Origin of the sequence: Pseudoalteromonas sp. Z9A4, from assembly GCF_011378845.1 — a bacterium.
GTDB lineage: Bacteria > Pseudomonadota > Gammaproteobacteria > Enterobacterales > Alteromonadaceae > Pseudoalteromonas > Pseudoalteromonas arctica.
This window is the reverse complement of sequence record NZ_WTLA01000002.1, coordinates 51,371-69,560: the sequence shown is the minus strand read 5'-3', so window position 1 is coordinate 69,560 and position 18,190 is coordinate 51,371. Positions and strand designations below refer to the sequence as shown.

General features: G+C 38.1%; 19 protein-coding genes and 1 tRNA gene. 13 read left to right on the top strand and 7 right to left on the bottom strand.

Features of this window, described 5'->3' with window-relative positions; all coding sequences use genetic code 11:
* The first annotated feature begins 74 nt into the window (after positions 1 to 74).
* Positions 75 to 893 carry an META domain-containing protein gene (locus GQR54_RS01965; protein WP_101164326.1) on the top strand — a complete coding sequence of 273 codons (819 nt, stop codon included), beginning with the start codon at positions 75 to 77 and terminating at the stop codon, positions 891 to 893.
* 105 nt (positions 894 to 998) lie between these two features.
* On the opposite strand, the gene rlmJ is transcribed toward GQR54_RS01965, so the two are convergent.
* Entirely contained in the window at positions 999 to 1,838 is an 840-nt protein-coding gene (gene rlmJ, locus GQR54_RS01960; RefSeq protein WP_166376386.1) for a 23S rRNA (adenine(2030)-N(6))-methyltransferase RlmJ, read from the bottom strand.
* Between the two features lie 238 nt (positions 1,839 to 2,076).
* Here rlmJ and zapB point away from each other — a divergent pair, with 238 nt between their 5' ends.
* From zapB to GQR54_RS01920, 8 genes are all read left to right on the top strand, one after another.
* Positions 2,077 to 2,307, top strand: coding sequence for a cell division protein ZapB (gene zapB / locus GQR54_RS01955; protein ID WP_166376385.1), 231 nt, complete (start codon positions 2,077 to 2,079; stop codon positions 2,305 to 2,307).
* Positions 2,307 to 2,612, top strand: coding sequence for a cell division protein ZapA (locus GQR54_RS01950; RefSeq protein WP_166376384.1), 306 nt, complete (start codon positions 2,307 to 2,309; stop codon positions 2,610 to 2,612). Before zapB ends, GQR54_RS01950 begins: the two co-directional genes overlap by 1 nt.
* A 63-nt stretch (positions 2,613 to 2,675) precedes the next feature.
* Positions 2,676 to 3,698 carry an MBL fold metallo-hydrolase gene (locus tag GQR54_RS01945; RefSeq protein WP_166376383.1) on the top strand — a complete coding sequence of 341 codons (1,023 nt, stop codon included), beginning with the start codon at positions 2,676 to 2,678 and terminating at the stop codon, positions 3,696 to 3,698.
* Positions 3,699 to 3,753: 55 nt separating this feature from the next.
* Positions 3,754 to 5,223 (top strand): LysM peptidoglycan-binding domain-containing protein, encoded by a 1,470-nt coding sequence (locus tag GQR54_RS01940; protein ID WP_166376382.1) that lies wholly within the window; start codon positions 3,754 to 3,756, stop codon positions 5,221 to 5,223.
* 66 nt (positions 5,224 to 5,289) lie between these two features.
* Complete coding sequence (locus tag GQR54_RS01935) at positions 5,290 to 5,778, top strand: peptidylprolyl isomerase (RefSeq protein WP_166376381.1); 489 nt, start codon at positions 5,290 to 5,292, stop codon at positions 5,776 to 5,778.
* Positions 5,779 to 5,799: 21 nt separating this feature from the next.
* Positions 5,800 to 6,528 (top strand): SDR family oxidoreductase, encoded by a 729-nt coding sequence (locus GQR54_RS01930; protein WP_166376380.1) that lies wholly within the window; start codon positions 5,800 to 5,802, stop codon positions 6,526 to 6,528.
* Positions 6,529 to 6,538: 10 nt separating this feature from the next.
* On the top strand, positions 6,539 to 7,378 hold the full coding sequence (locus tag GQR54_RS01925; RefSeq protein WP_166376379.1) for an amidohydrolase family protein: 840 nt from the start codon (positions 6,539 to 6,541) through the stop codon (positions 7,376 to 7,378).
* 49 nt (positions 7,379 to 7,427) lie between these two features.
* Positions 7,428 to 7,799 (top strand): hypothetical protein, encoded by a 372-nt coding sequence (locus GQR54_RS01920; protein ID WP_166376378.1) that lies wholly within the window; start codon positions 7,428 to 7,430, stop codon positions 7,797 to 7,799.
* A gap of 95 nt (positions 7,800 to 7,894) precedes the next feature.
* Here the strand turns inward: GQR54_RS01920 and GQR54_RS01915 are convergent, their stop codons facing one another.
* From GQR54_RS01915 to GQR54_RS01900, 4 genes are all read right to left on the bottom strand, one after another.
* On the bottom strand, positions 7,895 to 9,070 hold the full coding sequence (locus tag GQR54_RS01915; RefSeq protein WP_166376377.1) for a mandelate racemase/muconate lactonizing enzyme family protein: 1,176 nt from the start codon (positions 9,068 to 9,070) through the stop codon (positions 7,895 to 7,897).
* Between the two features lie 26 nt (positions 9,071 to 9,096).
* Positions 9,097 to 9,864: a class II aldolase/adducin family protein gene (locus tag GQR54_RS01910; RefSeq protein WP_166376376.1), complete on the bottom strand. Its 768-nt coding sequence runs from the start codon at positions 9,862 to 9,864 to the stop codon at positions 9,097 to 9,099.
* 165 nt (positions 9,865 to 10,029) lie between these two features.
* Positions 10,030 to 10,353: a c-type cytochrome gene (locus GQR54_RS01905; protein WP_002957866.1), complete on the bottom strand. Its 324-nt coding sequence runs from the start codon at positions 10,351 to 10,353 to the stop codon at positions 10,030 to 10,032.
* Between the two features lie 183 nt (positions 10,354 to 10,536).
* The gene (locus tag GQR54_RS01900; protein ID WP_002957867.1) at positions 10,537 to 11,076 is read right to left on the bottom strand and encodes a DUF2058 domain-containing protein; all 540 of its coding nucleotides are present in this window, start codon (positions 11,074 to 11,076) and stop codon (positions 10,537 to 10,539) included.
* Positions 11,077 to 11,274: 198 nt separating this feature from the next.
* Here GQR54_RS01900 and GQR54_RS01895 point away from each other — a divergent pair, with 198 nt between their 5' ends.
* Complete coding sequence (locus GQR54_RS01895) at positions 11,275 to 12,423, top strand: MFS transporter (RefSeq protein WP_166376375.1); 1,149 nt, start codon at positions 11,275 to 11,277, stop codon at positions 12,421 to 12,423.
* On the opposite strand, the gene GQR54_RS01890 is transcribed toward GQR54_RS01895, so the two are convergent.
* Together GQR54_RS01890 and GQR54_RS01885 are read right to left on the bottom strand one after the other, a co-directional pair.
* Positions 12,390 to 12,890 carry a prolyl-tRNA synthetase associated domain-containing protein gene (locus tag GQR54_RS01890; RefSeq protein WP_166376374.1) on the bottom strand — a complete coding sequence of 167 codons (501 nt, stop codon included), beginning with the start codon at positions 12,888 to 12,890 and terminating at the stop codon, positions 12,390 to 12,392. The two genes, GQR54_RS01895 and GQR54_RS01890, sit on opposite strands and share 34 nt — an antisense overlap.
* 1 nt (position 12,891) lies before the next feature.
* Positions 12,892 to 13,287: a hypothetical protein gene (locus tag GQR54_RS01885; RefSeq protein ID WP_024592478.1), complete on the bottom strand. Its 396-nt coding sequence runs from the start codon at positions 13,285 to 13,287 to the stop codon at positions 12,892 to 12,894.
* 166 nt (positions 13,288 to 13,453) lie between these two features.
* On the opposite strand from GQR54_RS01885, the gene GQR54_RS01880 reads away from it, so the two are divergent.
* The 3 genes from GQR54_RS01880 (at position 13,454) to GQR54_RS01870 (ending at position 18,188) form a co-directional block, all read left to right on the top strand.
* Positions 13,454 to 13,529: transfer RNA gene (locus GQR54_RS01880), tRNA-Ala, on the top strand.
* Between the two features lie 178 nt (positions 13,530 to 13,707).
* Positions 13,708 to 14,970, top strand: coding sequence for an extracellular solute-binding protein (locus tag GQR54_RS01875; RefSeq protein WP_166376373.1), 1,263 nt, complete (start codon positions 13,708 to 13,710; stop codon positions 14,968 to 14,970).
* Entirely contained in the window at positions 14,970 to 18,188 is a 3,219-nt protein-coding gene (locus tag GQR54_RS01870; protein WP_166376372.1) for an ATP-binding protein, read from the top strand. Before GQR54_RS01875 ends, GQR54_RS01870 begins: the two co-directional genes overlap by 1 nt.
* Positions 18,189 to 18,190: the final 2 nt, after the last annotated feature.

The following is an 18,190-nucleotide window of genomic DNA, read 5'->3' as shown; positions in this document are numbered from 1 at the left end:
TTAAAATAAGTTAAGGAATGATTAAGTAACTAGGTAATACACTAAGGACATAATATTGAGTAAGGATAACCAACATGGAAAAGCATCAAGCAGTATCTTCGCGTAAAAAGGCAGTTGCAGGGATTGGCTTATTGGCGCTTAGCGCTTTTGCAGTAACTGGCTGCGGTGAGCAAACTAAATCGACTGAAAACACAGAAATTGCAGAAGCAATAACCAGCCTAACTATCCAAGCTAGCTACAAAGATCGCAGTATGCTTCGCCCTGGCTCGCAATTAATAGTTACGCTTTCCAATGTATCTAAAATGGATGTAAAAGCCGATATAATCACACAAGAAGTGATTGATGTAACCCAAGCCCCGCCATTTACCGTTGAGCTAATTTATGATGCCAGCAAAATTAGCGATAAACATCGCTATAGCCTAAGCGCCAGAATTATAAATAAAGACAAAGTGCTTTACACAAGTACAACAAATCATGACCCGTTTGCAGAATCACAGTTAACTACCCCCTATAAAATTGAGCTTTCAAAAGTGTCGACTCAAAAACCCGATGTAACACTCACAAATACTTACTGGAAAGCAATAACAATAAATGCTCAAACTGTGAATGTTACAACTAAAGAACCATTCATTCAGTTCAATAAAGACCACCGCGTTAATGGCTTTTTAGGCTGTAATAATTTTAGCGGAAGCTATAGTACCGAGCAGCAAACAATTACACTTAGTCAGCTAGCAAGTACAAAAAAGATGTGCTCGGATAATATGAGCCAAGAAGCGGCTATGTCTGACGTACTTAGCAAAACTTCAAAGTGGGAAATAACAGGTGAATCACTAAAACTTAAAAACAGTCGCGGTAATACGCTTGCTACTTTTAGTGCGGTTTATTTTAATTAATATTTAGCTCCCTTATATATATTACCTAACACATTCGTATTAATTTTAAATAAAATGCCCAGCAAAGCTGGGCATTTTATTATTCGTTATAAGCGCTATTTAAAGTTACTCATCAACGAGTTGTTCACTTCGGTAAAAACCACTTGGCTCACTTAACAAACTAACAAGTTCAGGCATTATCGCATCCATTGTTTGCTTTAGCTTCCATGGAGGATTAATTACAATCATGCCCGATGCTGTCATACCGTGTACGTCAGTATCCGCTTCAGTGCCTAATTCAAATAACTGAATGTTGCGCATTCCTGAATTAATTAAGCCCTGCTCCATATTATCAATGCGTTCTCTATCTACAACCGGATACCAAATCATGTAAGTACCTGTAGCAAAACGCTGATGAGCTTTAACTAAGGTTTTTACAACCGTTTCGTAGTCATCTTTAATTTCGTATGGAGGATCAATTAACACACACGCTCTGCGAGATGCTGGTGGTAATAAACCAACTAAACCTGCAAAACCATCCTCTCCACGTACACGAATAGATCGCTTACCTTGCATGTTTTCTTCAAGTAATAATAAATCGCGCGGGTGCAGTTCAAAAAACCAACCCTTATCTTGGCGGCGTAAGTAGTGCTCTGCAATTTTTGGTGAACCTGGATAAAACGCAAGTTCGTCAGTGTCGTTAAATGACTTAATTAATTCAATGTATTCATTAAGCTCAGCATGCTCACTTTTATGATGCCAAAGTTTTTCAATACCATCTTGATACTCTTGCGTTTTTTGCGCATCGGCAGCTGCAAGTTCAAAAAAGCCAGCACCTGAATGTGTGTCTATATAATCAAGCGGTTTATCTTTAATTGTTTGATAATTTAGCACTTGTGCCAGTACTAAGTGTTTAAGTACATCGGCAGGATTACCCGCATGAAATGAGTGTCTGTAACTAAGCATTATTTATTTTCGCCATACGCAATTTAATATCGTAAGTGAACCATAAGCACTAGGCTTTGGCAACTTACACCAAGATAAGAGAGTGTTTAAGTGAACCATTTCTGAACAAAAAAGCACATCTGCTGAATTATCCCTTAACGCAAAAGAAAAATCAGCTAAAACCACCGTAAATGCTGGCAAATCAACACACTTTGCTTTACATTTGCATGACATTAATTACAGTTATATGAGCGTCTTTATGAATAACACTACTCTTCAACAACTCGAACAACTGATCGATTCTTTAATCGAACGTAATAACCAATTACAAACAGATGTTGTTACTTTAAAAGAACAGAATACCAAACTAAGCGACGACAACGAATTACTTCAGCTTGAAGCACTAGAAAATGAAGAAAAACAGAAAGATACCAGCACTACTTTATCTGGTCTTCTTGATAAGTTACAAAGCGCACAACAGGCTAGCTAATGTCTGAGCTGCAAAACCAGCGGGTCACTGTTGAGTTGCTAGGTAAAGAGCAGCAATTTGCTTGCCCCGAAGGGCAGGAAGATGCATTAATAGCAGCAGCTAAAAATCTAAATGACTTAGTTGAGAAAATGAAACAGCGCTCAACTGTTAGAAGCGATCAGAAAGCCCTATTAATGGCAGCATTAAACTTGAGCCATGAATTGCTAGAAGCAAAAACACAGGCTACTGTTGAACAACAGCATCAAGACCAAATGATTGATAAACTCAGTCTGCATTTGACAAATGACCCCAAACACCAAAAATAAAAAGCGCATTCTGCGCTTTTTATTTATTATTAAAGTAATTTAATATTAGCGTAGAGATAATAAATGAAGTTAAAACTTTCAAACATAGCCACTTCATGTAAGTACTTACTATTAGTATGCACTTTATTATCAATAGTACCTAGCACCTATGCTGCCGTCACTTGGAATACAATAAACCCTCATATTCAGTTTTTGAAGCAACAAGACAAGCTTCGCTTTTACGACTCTAACCAAGTATTAATTGAAGGCGAAAAATGTGCCCTACTTGTTGATACGAGCGCCAATTTTGCCGCAGTTGAACAACTTGCTGAAGATTTAAAGAAACGCCTTAAAACACCTTTATGCTATTTAATGGCTACCCACCACCATGACGATCACTTGCTAGGTATGGCGGTTATGCAAAATTTTTATCCTGATGCCAAGCTCATTGTTCACCAGCAGGTAAATAAAAATTTTAACCTTTATCAAACAGCATATACCGACAAACTAGACACCTATGAAAAGAGCATTGAGCTGAGCTACCAACGATTAGCGAATGTGCCCAAAGAAGAGCAAGCTAAATGGCGAAATAAGTTAGAGCTTGCAAAAAAACGACTTTTTCGCTGGCAGGAGTATCAGCTTAGCAAACCCGAAATAATAATCGATAATCATAAAACCATCGACCTTGGTGGTTTTGAGGTAACCATTGAGCCGCATCAAGCCCACACTAACGGCGATTTAACTATTACCGCTAATAATGGCAGTGTGCTTATTGGTGGCGATATCGTTGACTGGCTTCCTTACCCTGGACACGGTGAACTTAAAAGTTGGCAAACGTTGCTTAAGCAATATATTAACGACGAAAAGCTCACTATTATTTTACCTGGGCACGGCGGCACATTAACAAAAGAGCAGCTGAAACAGCCACTATCATTTTTAACAGCCATAACAGAGCACGTTAAAAACAATAAAAATCAAAGTATTGAGCAGTTAATGCTGGCGTTTCCTGAATCAGTTATTGAGCCTTATAAACAGGAAGCGCTTAATATAAAATCGAGCAACTTCTTTTTACAAGCTGGTCTAAATCGCGCAAAAAACGCAGAATAACTCAACACAACGGATTGTGTTAAAATAATAAAAGGAATTTACAAAAGTGATCACTATGCGCAGTTTGGTTTTATGTTGTTTGGGTATTTTGTTATTTGGTTGTCAATCAACGGAGCAAGAACCACAAGAAGCTCCACAAATATTTACTCATTTTGAGCCTGACTATACTTATGATATTGATGATGAAGTAGCTCAAACGCCCCAAGTTAATGAGCACGTTACGCCACTTCAATTCAAAAAAACAATCGTAAAAAAGCGCCCACCAAAAACCACCGATCTGTGGGTGCATATAGCCAACAATCTATACTTTACGGTTTATCAAAATCGCGCTTTAAAAAAGCGTATCAGCTGGTATGCAAAGCAACCTAACTACTTACAAACTGTGAGTAAGCGCGCAGCGCCTTACCTGTATCACATCGTAAAAAAAATTGAGCAAAAGCAATTACCTATGGAGCTCGCATTACTACCATTTGTAGAAAGCGATTTTAGACCAACGATAGCCTCATCACAGCAAGCTGTTGGTGTTTGGCAGTTAGTTGGCGCAACAGCGCATCACTTTGGAGTTAAGTCAGACCAATGGTACGACGGTCGCCAAGACGTACTTGCTTCAACCGATGCAGCACTTGATTACTTAAGCTACTTACATAAACGCTTTGATGGTAATTGGCTACATGCTTTGGCCGCTTATAACAGCGGTGAGGGCCGCGTTAAACGCGCAATCGAAAAAAACAAAAAACGCGGTAAAAGCACCGATTACTGGTCGCTTAGCCTGCCAAAAGAAACCGCCGACTACGTACCCAAGTTACTCGCTTTAAGCTATTTAGTTAAGCATCCACAAAAGGGCATTAAACGCCCAAAGCTTGCATATAAGCCATTTACAACACAGATGAATATAGGCCAGCAGTTCGACTTTTCGGTTATAGCTAAGCTCTCTGGTATAGGTTCAAAGCAGTTACACGCGATTAATCAGGGATATTTAAAAAATCAAAGCTCACCTAACGGGCCGCATACTTTACTGCTGCCTATAGGGCAAGAGGCCTTATTAAAAAGTCAGTTTTTTAAATCAAACTTTGCTGGAGAGTACATCGTTAAACAAAACGACACGCTTTACGGTATTGCTAGACGTTTTAGTATGTCGGTAAAAGCTTTAAAACAACTTAATAACAAAAATAATAATTTAATAGGCGTTGGAGAAAAGTTATTAGTTGGACAACCTAAAACCCTGCCAAGCACATTAACAGTTGATTACAAAATTAGCCCTTATTTAGAACACCAAGAGATTGCGATTCCCACCATTGAAATAGATTACGAAGTTAAGTCGGGCGATAGCCTTTGGAGTATAAGTCAGCTTTACGATGTACCTCATAGCGACTTGGCAAAATGGAACAAACTCTCTGCATCAAGTATTTTAAAGCCAGGCACTCAATTAGTGCTGTTTATACCACAGGCTGAGAAGCAAAAAGCAGCCCCAACAAAAAAAGATTTTCTGCTAAATTTACAAAAAACACTAAATCAGCCACGTTAAGTTTATAAACAAGTATATTTCGCGTAAAATTGCGCCCTAACATAGTTATTATTTGAAGAGACAAGCATGCAAATTAGCAAAAATTCAGCAGTTGAATTTCATTACACCCTTAGCGAAGCGGGCGAGCAAATTGAAAGTAGCAAAAACGAAGCGCCACTTACTTACATTCATGGCAGCGAAGGCATGCTTCCTGGTTTAGAAAAAGCACTTGAAGGCAAAGAAGCTGGCGAAAAATTTAGTGTAACTCTAGAGCCAAGTGAATCATACGGCGAGCGTGTTGATGACTTAATTCAGCGTATTCCGTTAAAGCACCTACAAGGCGACGTTAAAGTATGGAAACCTGGTATGACAGCAATGGTTAGCTCTAACCAAGGTCGTCATCAGGTTACTATTGTTAAAGTTGGTCGTTTTAACGCAGATTGTGATTTAAACCACCCATTTGCTGGTAAAACGCTAGCGTTTGACGTTGAAGTTATATCGGTACGTGAAGCAACAAGTGAAGAAGTTTCTCACGGACACGTGCACGCTGAAGGCGGCTGTGGTCACTCTCACTAGTTAGCAATAAAGGAAGTAAGTATGTCTAAAGTTGCAGTTGTTACAGGTGGTACAAAAGGTATTGGCTTAGCCGTAGTAAAGCGTTTGCTAAACAATGGCTATGAAGTACATAACCTTGATATAGAGCTGAGCGAAATAGGTATATTTCATCAGTGTGATGTAAGTGATGTATCGGCGGTACAAAGCTGTATCAACACTATCTGTGAACAAAGCAAACGTATTGATGTACTTGTTTCTAATGCTGGAAAACACTTAAGCGCAAATATAGAAAGCACCGACGAGCAAACTCTCGATGCACTTTTTGCGCTTAATGTTAAAGGCGCTTATGCCGCAATACAAAGCGTATTGCCAAGCATGAAAGCGCAAAATGGCGGCGCTATTATATTAATCGCTTCCGATCAGGCAATTATAGGGAAGCAAAACTCTTTTGCGTATAACCTAACAAAACATGCCCTTGCCTCAATGGCTAAAACAACAGCGCTTGATTACGCGAGTTTTAATATTAGAGCAAATGCGGTATGCCCTGGCACAATAGAAACCCCGCTTTTTCATAACGCAATAGATGCGTACTGTGCAAAAAGTGGCGCAAACAAAGCTGAAATAGTTGCCGAGGAAGCAAGTCTGCAACCGCTTAACCGATTAGGTCAAGCCGACGAAGTTGCGGCTCTTGTGAGCTTTTTAGCAAGCGACGATGCCAGCTTTATTACTGGCAGCCTGCAAAGCATTGACGGTGGCTACACTGCCCAATGAGTAATCTGCAATGAGCCTAAAAATTATTGACCCACACGTACACTTTTTTAATTTAGTAGAGGGTCAATACTCATGGCTACAAGGCGCTTATCCACCAGCATGGCCAAATTTAGAAAAAATTAAACAGCCAGTAAGTGCACAGCAACTTGTTAAAAGTACTGACTTTGAGCTAGTAGGGCTTGTTCATATAGAAGCCGGATTCGATAACACCTCCCCTATTAACGAGCTAAACTGGCTAGACTCGCATTTAAAAGGTATTCCATTTAAAGCCATTAGCTACAACCAAATTGACTCATCGGCTGATGAGTTTATAAACTCGTTAGAAGCTTTAGCTCATCTGAGTTTGTGTGGCATTAGAGATATAACCGAAGGTACTGACGCAAAGCGTTTATTAGATGCTAATAGCTTTAAAAACCTAACAACGTTATCAGATACCCGACTGCATTTTGAAGCTCAGTTTGATATTGAAAATAGCGAAATAACCAAACAAATAGCTTACTACGCTAAGCAGCTACCGCAACTTCAAATTATAATTAATCATGCAGGGTTGCCGAGTAATTTAAATGATTGGCGACAAGGTGTTGAGTTACTTGCTCAACATAACAACATAGCAATTAAATTCTCTGGTTTTGAATTACTACAACTCACCAGCGAGCAACAAGCAGCGTGTTTTAATTTTCTTTTTAATCACTTTGGCCAGCAACGTATTATGTTTGCTAGCAACTTCCCTGTGTGCCAAATAAATACAAGCTACAACAACTTATGGCACTGCCATAAGGCGTTATGCTCAAACGATAAGACATGGCATGACCTTAGCTATGCAAACGCTAAGCACTACTACCAAGTGTAAGTAAAACTAGTTATATTAAACTCTCTTTTTATGATAATACGGCCAATTTATGAAAATGTACCTTTTACTAATCGTTGTATTTTCAGCGCTTCTTCTCAATGGCTGCATATCTCAAAATCCAGACCCGACACCTAAGCTGCAACATGCTCTACTAGCAAAGCCAAATAAAGCAGCTGTTAGCAAAGCGATTAAAACACTTGTACATATGCAAGAGACTCAATTAGCTGATTATGTATTTACAACCAGCAGTACAGTAACCCTTAGCAATGTGGATGGTAATAATATTATCGACACGCAAAGTCGCAATACACCCGATCAATTTGAATTGATGATTAAAGGTAATCAGTGCTATATACGCCACCTTGATAGTAAAGCAACTATTGAACTTAAAGACGTGGAATGTAAAATCAACGAGTTATAACAAGCTTTACCTCCGCCAAAACAAGTAAAAGCCGGTAAGTGACTAATCACTTACCGGCTTTTTAATGTATGACCTAAAGTTAGGTTAAAAGGCCATTATTTTATTTCTACGCGTTGAGAGCGCATAACAATCTCATCGTTTAATTCAATACCCAACCCAGGCTCTTCTGACACTTCAAAGAAACCATTTTTAGGTTGTGGGTCTTGTAAACATAACTCGCGGTTCCACTTTTTAATCGCATAAGTATGGTGCTCATGAATCAAAAAGTTAGGGATAGCCGTTTCTAAGTGCAGTGATGCTGCTGTTGCAACAGGCCCGCCACATACGTGAGCTTGAATACGCACATCAAAAATATCAGCGTAATCACATACTTTTTTGGTTTCGGTAAAACCACCACACAAACCAATATCTGGCTGTAGTACATCAATACTTTGATCTTCTAAATACGGACGTACACCCCAGCGATTATACAAACGTTCACCACCAGCAATAGGCACTGACACTTTATCAGCTACTTTTGCGTGTAATGAATGGTTTAAATAGTTAACTGGCTCTTCAAAATACATACAGTCAAACTCTTTTGCAATTTCACCTAGCTGAATGGCTGTTGTAACACCCGGTAAGCTGTGGCATTCAAAAATAATATCTACTTCGTCGCCTACCGCTTCGCGAATAGCTTGCATGCGTGCACGGTATAGCTTCATTTCAGTGCGTGAAATTATTTTTGTACGGTCGTAATAAGTATTACCGTCTTTATCGTACTGAATTGGATCTACTTTTACTGCATCGTAACCTTCAGCTATCGCTTTTAAAGCAGCTTCTGCGTATTCTTGCGGCTGTACCAGCGCTTTAAATTCGCTATCCCAATCAAACTGTAATTGCGATGCGTATGTACGTAGTTTGTCGTTAACTTTACCACCTAATAATTGATATACAGGTAAACCAAGCGCTTTACCTTTAATATCCCAAAGCGCGGTATCAATTGCGCTCATTGCAGCATATACAACAGGTCCGCCACCTAAGCCCCAAAAGCTCTCACGTAACATACGAGACCATAGTTTTTCTGTTTGAAACGGGTCGTGGCCGATTAAAAAGGCGTCGGCCATTTCCTTAATCATAGCCGCTGCAGCACTGTGACCTAAATCGTATGCAAGGCCCGCTTCACCAACACCACTAATACCTTCGTCAGTATGAATACGTACAAACACAGGTGTCCACGAAGGTCTATCAGGACAGTGAATATCAAATACTTCAACGCGATTTACTTTCATTAAAATTCCTTATTAACCGCTATGGGTTATTTTGCAAAACTAGGGTCAAGTCGATACGCTTTACGTAACATAGCAGGCCACGCAAGTTGCCCGCCAGTGCTACCACTGTGTACTACGTTTGCTTGATTATAAATATTGTCGATTATAGGTTGCGGTACTTCAATCACCTCTTGCGAGCTTGATTGTAGCGCTAATTGAATTTCACACGCTCGCTGTAAATCATAAAAGCGCATAAACGCATCACCTACCGTTGGGCCTACTGTTAAGCCCCCATGGTTTACCAGTAACATATGGTTAGTGTTGCCTAAATCATCTTGCAGCACTTTTCGCTCGTCGTCGTTTACTGCAAGCCCTTCGTAGCCATGATAAGAAAGCGATGGCAGTGAAAACATTGAATACTGGCTAAGCGGTAATAAACCATTTTTTTGTGTAGCGACAGCGATTGTTTCTTTGGTATGAAGGTGAATAACACAATGAGCGTCTTCGCGTACCTCATGAATCGCACTGTGAATAGTAAAGCCAGCAGGATTAATACTAAATGGCGTATCGTCAATAATGTTACCGTCTAAGTCGACCTTTACTAAATTAGACGCAGTTACTTCATCAAAGGTTAAACCAAAGGCATTCACTAAGTAATGATCGGTGCCAGGCAAACGTGCTGATAAATGCGTATAGATTAAATCCCCCCAACGAAAGTGCTCTACCAGTCTATAACACGCGGCTAAATCAATACGCAGTTGCCACTCTTGTGCCGATACTTTATTTTTTAAATCGAGTTGGGGTAAATCAAACATAATAAGCCTTTTAAAAACGTACATTATTAACCTGTACGAACAGATGTTTAGAAGTCTAAAGCAGTCTCTATTTTATAGCAAACACCAAACAAAACAGCCACACTATTGTGTGGCTGTTTATAAAACTAAAATACCAATTGCATTAAAATGGTATAACTGCGTAAATTATTTTACGTTAGCTAGGTAATCTGCAATTGCTTCAAACTCTTCATCAGTTACCGTTGCAACCATTGCTTTCATAGCCATGGTCATACCGTTATTACGTGCACCTGACTTAATATCTTTCATTTGCGCTACTAAATAGTCTTTGTTTTGACCGTTTAGTTTAGGGTACATACCCATAATTGGTGCTTTACCTTCAGCGCCATGACAAGTTTGACAATTTTTAGCGGTATAAAGTGCAGCGCCATCGGCAGCTGCTGCATTAAACGAGAAGCTTGCGGCTAAAGTAATACCCGCGCCTAATAGTAGTGTTTTCATCTTGCTCATTGTATTTACTCTTCTTTTTTGACGGTTAGAAAAACTGTTCTATTGATTGTAGTAAACAATCAAATAAAAAGCATACGTACGAAACGACGCTAGACGATCAACTTAACCAAAAACCGCTAACTCGTTTCTGTCTCACTTTTATATACTTTAGCAAATAAAAATGAGCTTACCCTTAATAGACTATTACCACACTATATCATCTGGTACTTCAAAGTCTGCGTACGGGTCATCTTCATCTTTTGGTTTGTTTTCTGGCTCTACATGAAAAACAATATACTTTTCGTCAACTTCAGCCACTTTGCGTGCTGGTTCGTCGTCTAATACGTAAAATTGCCCTTCTAGTACACAAATAGCTAAACGACCGCCCGATAACGCTTTTTGCGTTTTCTCGTTCACGTCGATATTTTTTACTTTGTTTTGATAAGTAAAATTAAATGTGCGCTCACCACGAATAGCGTCTTGGTTGTGGTGCTCTAAAATTTGTTTAACACGCGCTTCTTGTTCACGCTGCTTTAAGCTCACTTGGCGTGTTTGGTTAAGCTCTTCAGCTTTTTTTTGCTGTTCTAGCTTGGTTTGTTGAATATGCTTTTGCAGATCACTTGGGTTGCTAGTAGCCCCTTTCTTTTGCTTTTTTTGTTGCTTACGCTTTTCTGATTTAGCAACTTTAGCATTATGCGATGTTGTTAATCCTGCTTGAAGCAATTGGTCTTGTAATGAACCCATGGCTTTGTTCCACTAAAAACTAATATTATCGCTATTTTAATCACCAACGAGTTCAAATAACAGCGCTATCGACATTAATCTAGCAAACTAGTTAAAACAAACCATGATATAGCGCAATGACTATGGTTTTAATTATGAATTAAAAGCAATTTTTAATACAATACCACGCAACCAATCAGCAAATGCACAAGCCATATAATGCGTTTACCTCATCTACTCGTTTGCTCGGTATTTATATTTTTTGTGCTTTATGCACCGCAACCCCTACTTAGCCTTTTTGCGAGCGAATTTAATGTAGCACCTGCGGTAGCTGGCAGCTTAATGACTGCAACTATGCTGCCCTTAGCCATTGCTCCGCTCGTTTATGGTTTATTTTTAGCAACAATAAATCCACTACTTATATTACGTATTGCAATGGTGCTTTTAGGCCTTAGCTGCTTACTTTTTATTTATGTACCTAGCTTTGAGCTTTTATTATTAGTCAGATTTTTACAAGGTTTAACGCTCCCTGCAGCTTTAACAGCAATGACTAGCTATATAGGTATGAGCTATAGCGCTGATACACTTCAAAAAAATATGACCCTATATATTGGTAGCAGTATAGTTGGTGGTTACTTTGGACGTGTGCTCGCAGCTTTGTTTAGCGACTTATGGAATTGGCAGAGCTTTTATTACGTAATTGCTTTTATGCTTATTTGCTTAGCTTTGACAATTAAGCATTCTCGCTTTACAAACCCAGCTACACCGTCGCAGCTCTCCCCTCTGGATTACATTAAACAACTTAAAGAAGGCGCTATCCTTAAAGTGTACGGTGCCGTTTTTTGTATGTTTTTTTGTTTTGCTGCATTACTTAATTACTTACCGTTTATATTACAAAACACGTTTTTAATTACCAATACTCGTGACATAGGTTTAGTTTACAGTGGTTATTTAGTTGGTGCCCTCGCCTCTATTGCTGCACCTTGGTTGCTTAAAAAAGTCCCTTCGCCTTGGCATTTATTAACTGCGGTATTTAGTTTTTATAGTGTGAGTATTATTTTATTAATGAGCCACCAGCTTAGCTTATTTTTAATCGCATTTACTTTGTTTTGTGGTGCTATGTTTGTGATTCATTCAACTGCCGCACCGCTCGTTAATAAAATAAGTAAAGCCCCGCCAAGTGTAACTAATGGCGGATATGTATCGTTTTATTACAGTGGCGGTGCATTGGGGTCGTTATTACCCGGTGTGGTATACCAACATCATGGGCAAACAGCGTTTATGTTTACGCTGCTTGCAGTTTGCTTATGTGGTTTATCGTTAATTATGTGGGCTTATTTTGAGGGTAAAAATACAACGCGCGGTTGATGCTTTGTGTAATTAAAAAATGTTTCTAAATCAGCTTTACTAAGCAACCATGTTTGGGTGTTTTCAAACGGATGACAATGAAACAAATCACCGTGCCAAATATCTTGGTCAACCCATAAGCTCACTTCGTTTTGCTTATCATTTAAAAGAGCCAACATAGATACACACCCAGGAGCCACTTTTAAATATTTAGCTAGCCGCTCACTCGATGCAAACCCTAAGCGTGAAAGCCCTTGTTGCTTTGATAGTGCCTTTAAGTCGAGTTGCTTATTGTGCGCTGTAATAACTAAAAAGTGTCGCTTGCCTTCGTTATCGCGTAAAAATAGGTTTTTAAGACGAGTACCTGGGCGCTCAATCATAAACTCATCAGCCGCTAAGCTAGTATGTAGCGGCGGATGTTCTATTGCATCGTAAGTAATATTTAGGTCCGCTAAAAGCTCTGCTAACTTAGTTTTATCAGGCAACATATTACAAACAACGCCCTCTTAGCTGTACACTCAAATCTCGCCATAAAACATCATTAACTTCATGTTTGTTATCGCAGTATTTACGCTCTTTTAGCTCTTGATTTAATAATTCAACTGCTTGGTCTTCTAGCTGTAACTTTAGAATGCTCGACTCTTCAAAATGCTCTTTCTCTATATACTGCTTAACCTCACCACGGCTTGGTCTATTGTTAGGACCACGGTCTAGGTTAAAGTTTTCACGATGCTTAGCTTTTACCGAAACAACATAAGCAAAAAGCTTATTGCCTTGCTCATCTTGCTTTTCGTGAAACTGTTTATTATTTATTTCAAAAGGCGGCTCATCATTTGAGGCACAGCCAGCGAGTAAAACCATAAGCGCTAGAACACATTTTTTCATTGTTTTTTATCGTTTTAGTTTTGAATTAAGCCGAGTCTAACAAAAATTGACGTAAACAGTGAAAATTTACGAAAAAATACTTGACCAATTTTATAAAAAAACTTAAAGTTCGTCCCGCTTGGAACTCAGCAGTCAAGCAGTTACATTATATGTAACTTAGGAATGTGGGGCTATAGCTCAGCTGGGAGAGCGCCTGCCTTGCACGCAGGAGGTCAGCAGTTCGATCCTGCTTAGCTCCACCACTTTCCTACTCCTTTTCAAATTCGCTCTACTTTTCTATTTTTCCATTGTTTTATTATTTTTTGATACCCTACTATTTTAATTTCTCATTCTATATAATTTTAAATTTATCCATTCAACTTGTGTCTTTACAAGTTCTTAGCTATACATAATGTCACACATTAGTACTTTAGGCTTAACATGGACAACCCTAAGCGTTCAACGCTAAAAAAGCTAGCTGCTATAGGTTTAACAGCTGGTGCAATAACACATGCGCCTTATGTTTTTGCCCGAAAAAAAGTCACATTAAGAGTGCTTGGTACGCATGTAACACTCCAAGAGGCTATCCGCAAACAAGCGATGAGTGACTTGGGTATTAATATAGAATTTACTCCCGCAGGCAGCGCTGCCGTTTTGCAAAAGGCATCAATGGACCCTAGCTCCTTTGATTTATACGAACAATGGTCAAACAGCATTAATGTGCTTTGGGATGCAGGTTCTATACAGCCAATAGAAAAAAAACGACTCACCTACTTTAACGAGATAAATCCACTTACTAAAACGGGAAAATTAACCGAAACTGCAAGTATTGGTGCAGGTGATGCTCCCTATAAATTATTAAATGTTCAACCCGATGGCACATTAAGCGCACAAGAAAGCGATCATATTAGCTTTTTACCTTATGTGCATAATGTTGACTCTTTTGGTTACAACACCGATTTTATTAAGCCCGGTATAGCATACGAAACCGAAAGCTGGAGTTGGCTGCTTGATGACGAGAACAGAGGTAAAGTAGCTATCGTAAATGCGCCTACCATTGGACTATTTGACCTAGCCCTAGCAGCGCAAAGTAAAGGGCTTATAAAATTTAAAAATATAGGTGCGATGACTCGCCCAGAACTTGATAGATTGTTTAGTATATTACTCGACTTTAAACGCCAAGGTCACTTTAGTGGCTATTGGAACTCGGTTCCTGAGTCGATTGAATTTATGAAAAGTAAGCGAGCCCATATAGAAAGTATGTTTTCGCCTGCCGTCTCTGCGTTAAACAGCCAAAATATTAATGTTCGTTTTGCTGCGCCAAAAGAAGGCTACCGAGGCTGGCATGGTGTTATGTGTTTATCGTCACAAACACAAAGTAGCGTAAAAGATGCAGCTTACGATTATATGAATTGGTGGCTTTCAGGCTGGCCTGGTGCATTTATTGCTCGCCAAGGTTATTACATTAGTAACCCACAACGATCTAAACTCCTCCTATCTCCAGCTGAGTGGGATTACTGGTACGGTGGAAAAGCAACAAGCATAGATTTATTAAATACAAATGGTGACGTAGCAGTAAAAGCAGGTGAGCAACGTAACGGCGGTAGTTACCATAAACGCTTTAGCAATGTAGCAGTATGGAACACAGTTATGCCAACCTATGACTACAGTCTGCAAAAATGGTATGAGTTGATTAGCCGATAATGATAATACGTTCAATAAAATCAAAAATAATTTTAGCTTTGTGTCCGCTGATTGGATTACTTCTTTTGCAAAGCTATTTGTTTAACTATTCGCAAAAGTTCTTACTTAACTTACAAAAGTCGCAGCATAACGCGCTTATTCAAAGTGAAGTTGTGAACCTCTTAGAAAACGATATTATCTCTTTGCAATGGCATGCAATTTCATTTATTGACCATGCAAATGAAAATACCATTACCAAATTTAATTTTTATTTAAATAAGGCAAATCTAAACCTTAATCAACTAAAAGAAAACGATTTAAACCACACAGCACAGTACAATAACTCATTAGTACGTCTTGGCGAGTATTTAAATAATTACCAAGCTGCATTTGGCCAAGTTGTCGTAAACAGACAAAAACGCGAACTCCTTTACACTACTCAGTTCAAAAAGCCTATAGATGACTTACAAGTAACAATTAGTAATTTAGAAGGGTCTTCAAGCGATAGTAATAAAGTTATTTTAAACGATGCTTTACTCACAATAAGTAATTTAAAACACGCAATTATAAGCTACCTCTATAAACCTAATTTTGATGAAGCACAAAATGTAAAACTAAACCTAAATCACTTACATAAAAAACTAACGAGCACCTCTGTAATAAATGAATCCCTCTCCAATAAAACAACACGCTTAAAACAGGCTTATAACCAACTTGTATTACTCACCCGTAGCTACACTTTTTCTGTAAATGTAGTGCTTACAGGCATAGAAAACGAATTGCTGTATTTAACTAATGAAATTAAAAATATAGAAAAAAATAAACTAACCAAAACAGAAAAACTACTAAGTAACCACTTAACAAAAAATACAGAACAGGCAAATATATTTGCCGTTTTAATTATGTTAATCATTTTATTTTTAAGCTATTTTATTTTTAGATCGGTTATAAAACCAATTACTCAGCTCACTTTATTACTTAAAGATATGAATAGCGAAAAGCCAGTAACTATTTCAAATAACAGCCAAAATCAAACTGAAATAGCGTCGGTAATAAAAGCAGCTAATGCTTTATATTTAAAAAATAAGCAAACCAAAGAGCTACTCAACGAAACCCGCGTATTAAATTCCCAAATGGAGGCAATGAATGCCGACCTGACAAGTGCTATAGAGCAAACTGATAAAGCCAATAAAACAAAAATAGATTTTGTAGCCAATATGAGTCATGAACTTCGCACCCCAATGAATGGCATATTAGGTATGTTGCAACTTTTACAAAGCAGCGAGCTTCCCTCAAGGCAAAAACACTACGCAGATAAAGCTCTTTCAAGTGCTCAAAATTTATTACAGATTTTAAATAACATTCTGGATTTTTCTAAACTAGAATCAGAAAAAGTCCAGTTAGAGCAAATCCCTTTTACCTTACATACTATAGTTTCTAACGTTCAAAATTTATTCTCAACAAACGCCAAGCAAAAAGGCTTGTTATTAAACTTTACTTTACACGTTGATGCAGGACTTGAACTTATTGGCGACCCAATGCACTTAAGCCAAATAATAAATAACTGTGTAGGTAACGCAATTAAGTTTACTGAGCATGGTGAAATATCATTAATTATAGAAGCGACATCTCAACACGAAAAAACAATAAACCTTCGCTTTAGTATAAAAGACACGGGTATTGGGATGACTGAAGAGCAATCAAAAATTATATTTCAGTCTTTCTCGCAAGGTGATTCAAGCACAACAAGAAAGTATGGTGGGACCGGGTTAGGACTCACTATAAGCAAACAATTAACTAAATTGCTGGGCGGAGATATACAAGTAAGGAGCACGATTAATCAAGGTAGCGAGTTTTTCTTTACTCTACCCTTTACTTTATCTGAGCAACAAAAGCTTAAAAAACACGCCTTATTAATTAGCCCCGATAATGAGCAAATTAAAAGATTAATGGACTTGCTAAGTGATATAAATATAACGACAGAAACAACACAAGAACCATTAAGAGCCATTGCAAAAATGTCTCAGCCTAGTGGCCCATTTAGTATTGTAATAATGTCGATAGAGCAAAAAGAGCTCAACGATAACTTTATTTTACAACAACTGTACGCTCAAAATAAAAACGCTAGTGAAAAATTGACACTTATTTTATTAATTACCGATGAAGAGTCTCCTGAGCCAATTGAAAAAAATGAAAATATAGACATTATAATTATTGGTAATAAAAATAGTGAAGTAGAAATTTTAAGAAAACTTTCACCAAATAATTTTAAAGAAAAGCAATTAAAGCCTCATCCTAAATTCTCGGGTTTTAATGCATTAGTTGTGGACGATAATAAAATTAACCAAGAAATAGCCTCCGCCCTTTTAGCAAGATTAGATATGACCGTGATCATTGCTAACAATGGGCATGATGCATTACAAAAAGTAGATGAACATGACATCGATATTATTTTTATGGACGTTCAAATGCCAGTTATGGACGGACTAGAAGCAACAAGCATATTAAGAGAGCGAGGCTACAAAACTCCCATAATTGCAATTACGGCAGCCGCAGATCCTAATGATAAAAAAGCAGCGTTTAGAGCGGGTATGGATGACTTTTTAGGAAAACCGATTATTTTTGATGCGCTTTACGAAAGTATAGAAAAGTATCTGCAAAGTCGCGAATCTCTGAGCACTATAAACCTGCCTTTAGCAAAAGAAAACCTAGAAAACAATGACGAATTGCTAGCTAAATTATTTACTCAGTTTGTCAACGATTACAATGACTTTTCGATTGAAGCTGATATATTAATCAAAAATGGAGAGTTAGAAAGCTTAATTCGACTAGTACATACACTCAAAGGGTTGGCCGGCACATTAGGCTTGGAGCTACTGCAACAAAGCACGCAAAGTGTTGAGAAAAGCTTAATAGATGAGCAGAGTATTAACTTATCTCATTTTAATGAACAATTAATACTTACACTTTTTGCTGTAAAACAATTTTTGATAGCTGACAGCTTTAAAAAAGAACATATACAGCTACATGAACTAGAAAACGAAGACTCGGTTATTGATAATATATACTCATTAGCATTAACGGCTCGCCCCGTACCTAGCAATTTGGTTAGACAGCTAGAAATGAATCAATATGATAGAGACCACTCTCTATTTAAGCTCAAAAAAGCAATTGAACATTTTAACTACGCGTTAGTAATTGAGCTTATTGATAAGTATAGAAACGATAATAAAAATTAGGC

Bases quoted from the DNA above. Each gene is read 5' to 3' on its own strand.
- GQR54_RS01965 (WP_101164326.1), top strand. From the start codon at position 75: ATGGAAAAGCATCAAGCAGTATCTTCGCGTAAAAAGGCAGTTGCAGGG.
- rlmJ (WP_166376386.1), bottom strand. From the start codon at position 1,838: ATGCTTAGTTACAGACACTCATTTCATGCGGGTAATCCTGCCGATGTA.
- zapB (WP_166376385.1), top strand. From the start codon at position 2,077: ATGAATAACACTACTCTTCAACAACTCGAACAACTGATCGATTCTTTA.
- GQR54_RS01950 (WP_166376384.1), top strand. From the start codon at position 2,307: ATGTCTGAGCTGCAAAACCAGCGGGTCACTGTTGAGTTGCTAGGTAAA.
- GQR54_RS01945 (WP_166376383.1), top strand. From the start codon at position 2,676: ATGAAGTTAAAACTTTCAAACATAGCCACTTCATGTAAGTACTTACTA.
- GQR54_RS01940 (WP_166376382.1), top strand. From the start codon at position 3,754: ATGCGCAGTTTGGTTTTATGTTGTTTGGGTATTTTGTTATTTGGTTGT.
- GQR54_RS01935 (WP_166376381.1), top strand. From the start codon at position 5,290: ATGCAAATTAGCAAAAATTCAGCAGTTGAATTTCATTACACCCTTAGC.
- GQR54_RS01930 (WP_166376380.1), top strand. From the start codon at position 5,800: ATGTCTAAAGTTGCAGTTGTTACAGGTGGTACAAAAGGTATTGGCTTA.
- GQR54_RS01925 (WP_166376379.1), top strand. From the start codon at position 6,539: ATGAGCCTAAAAATTATTGACCCACACGTACACTTTTTTAATTTAGTA.
- GQR54_RS01920 (WP_166376378.1), top strand. From the start codon at position 7,428: ATGAAAATGTACCTTTTACTAATCGTTGTATTTTCAGCGCTTCTTCTC.
- GQR54_RS01915 (WP_166376377.1), bottom strand. From the start codon at position 9,070: ATGAAAGTAAATCGCGTTGAAGTATTTGATATTCACTGTCCTGATAGA.
- GQR54_RS01910 (WP_166376376.1), bottom strand. From the start codon at position 9,864: ATGTTTGATTTACCCCAACTCGATTTAAAAAATAAAGTATCGGCACAA.
- GQR54_RS01905 (WP_002957866.1), bottom strand. From the start codon at position 10,353: ATGAGCAAGATGAAAACACTACTATTAGGCGCGGGTATTACTTTAGCC.
- GQR54_RS01900 (WP_002957867.1), bottom strand. From the start codon at position 11,076: ATGGGTTCATTACAAGACCAATTGCTTCAAGCAGGATTAACAACATCG.
- GQR54_RS01895 (WP_166376375.1), top strand. From the start codon at position 11,275: ATGCGTTTACCTCATCTACTCGTTTGCTCGGTATTTATATTTTTTGTG.
- GQR54_RS01890 (WP_166376374.1), bottom strand. From the start codon at position 12,890: ATGTTGCCTGATAAAACTAAGTTAGCAGAGCTTTTAGCGGACCTAAAT.
- GQR54_RS01885 (WP_024592478.1), bottom strand. From the start codon at position 13,287: ATGAAAAAATGTGTTCTAGCGCTTATGGTTTTACTCGCTGGCTGTGCC.
- GQR54_RS01875 (WP_166376373.1), top strand. From the start codon at position 13,708: ATGGACAACCCTAAGCGTTCAACGCTAAAAAAGCTAGCTGCTATAGGT.
- GQR54_RS01870 (WP_166376372.1), top strand. From the start codon at position 14,970: ATGATAATACGTTCAATAAAATCAAAAATAATTTTAGCTTTGTGTCCG.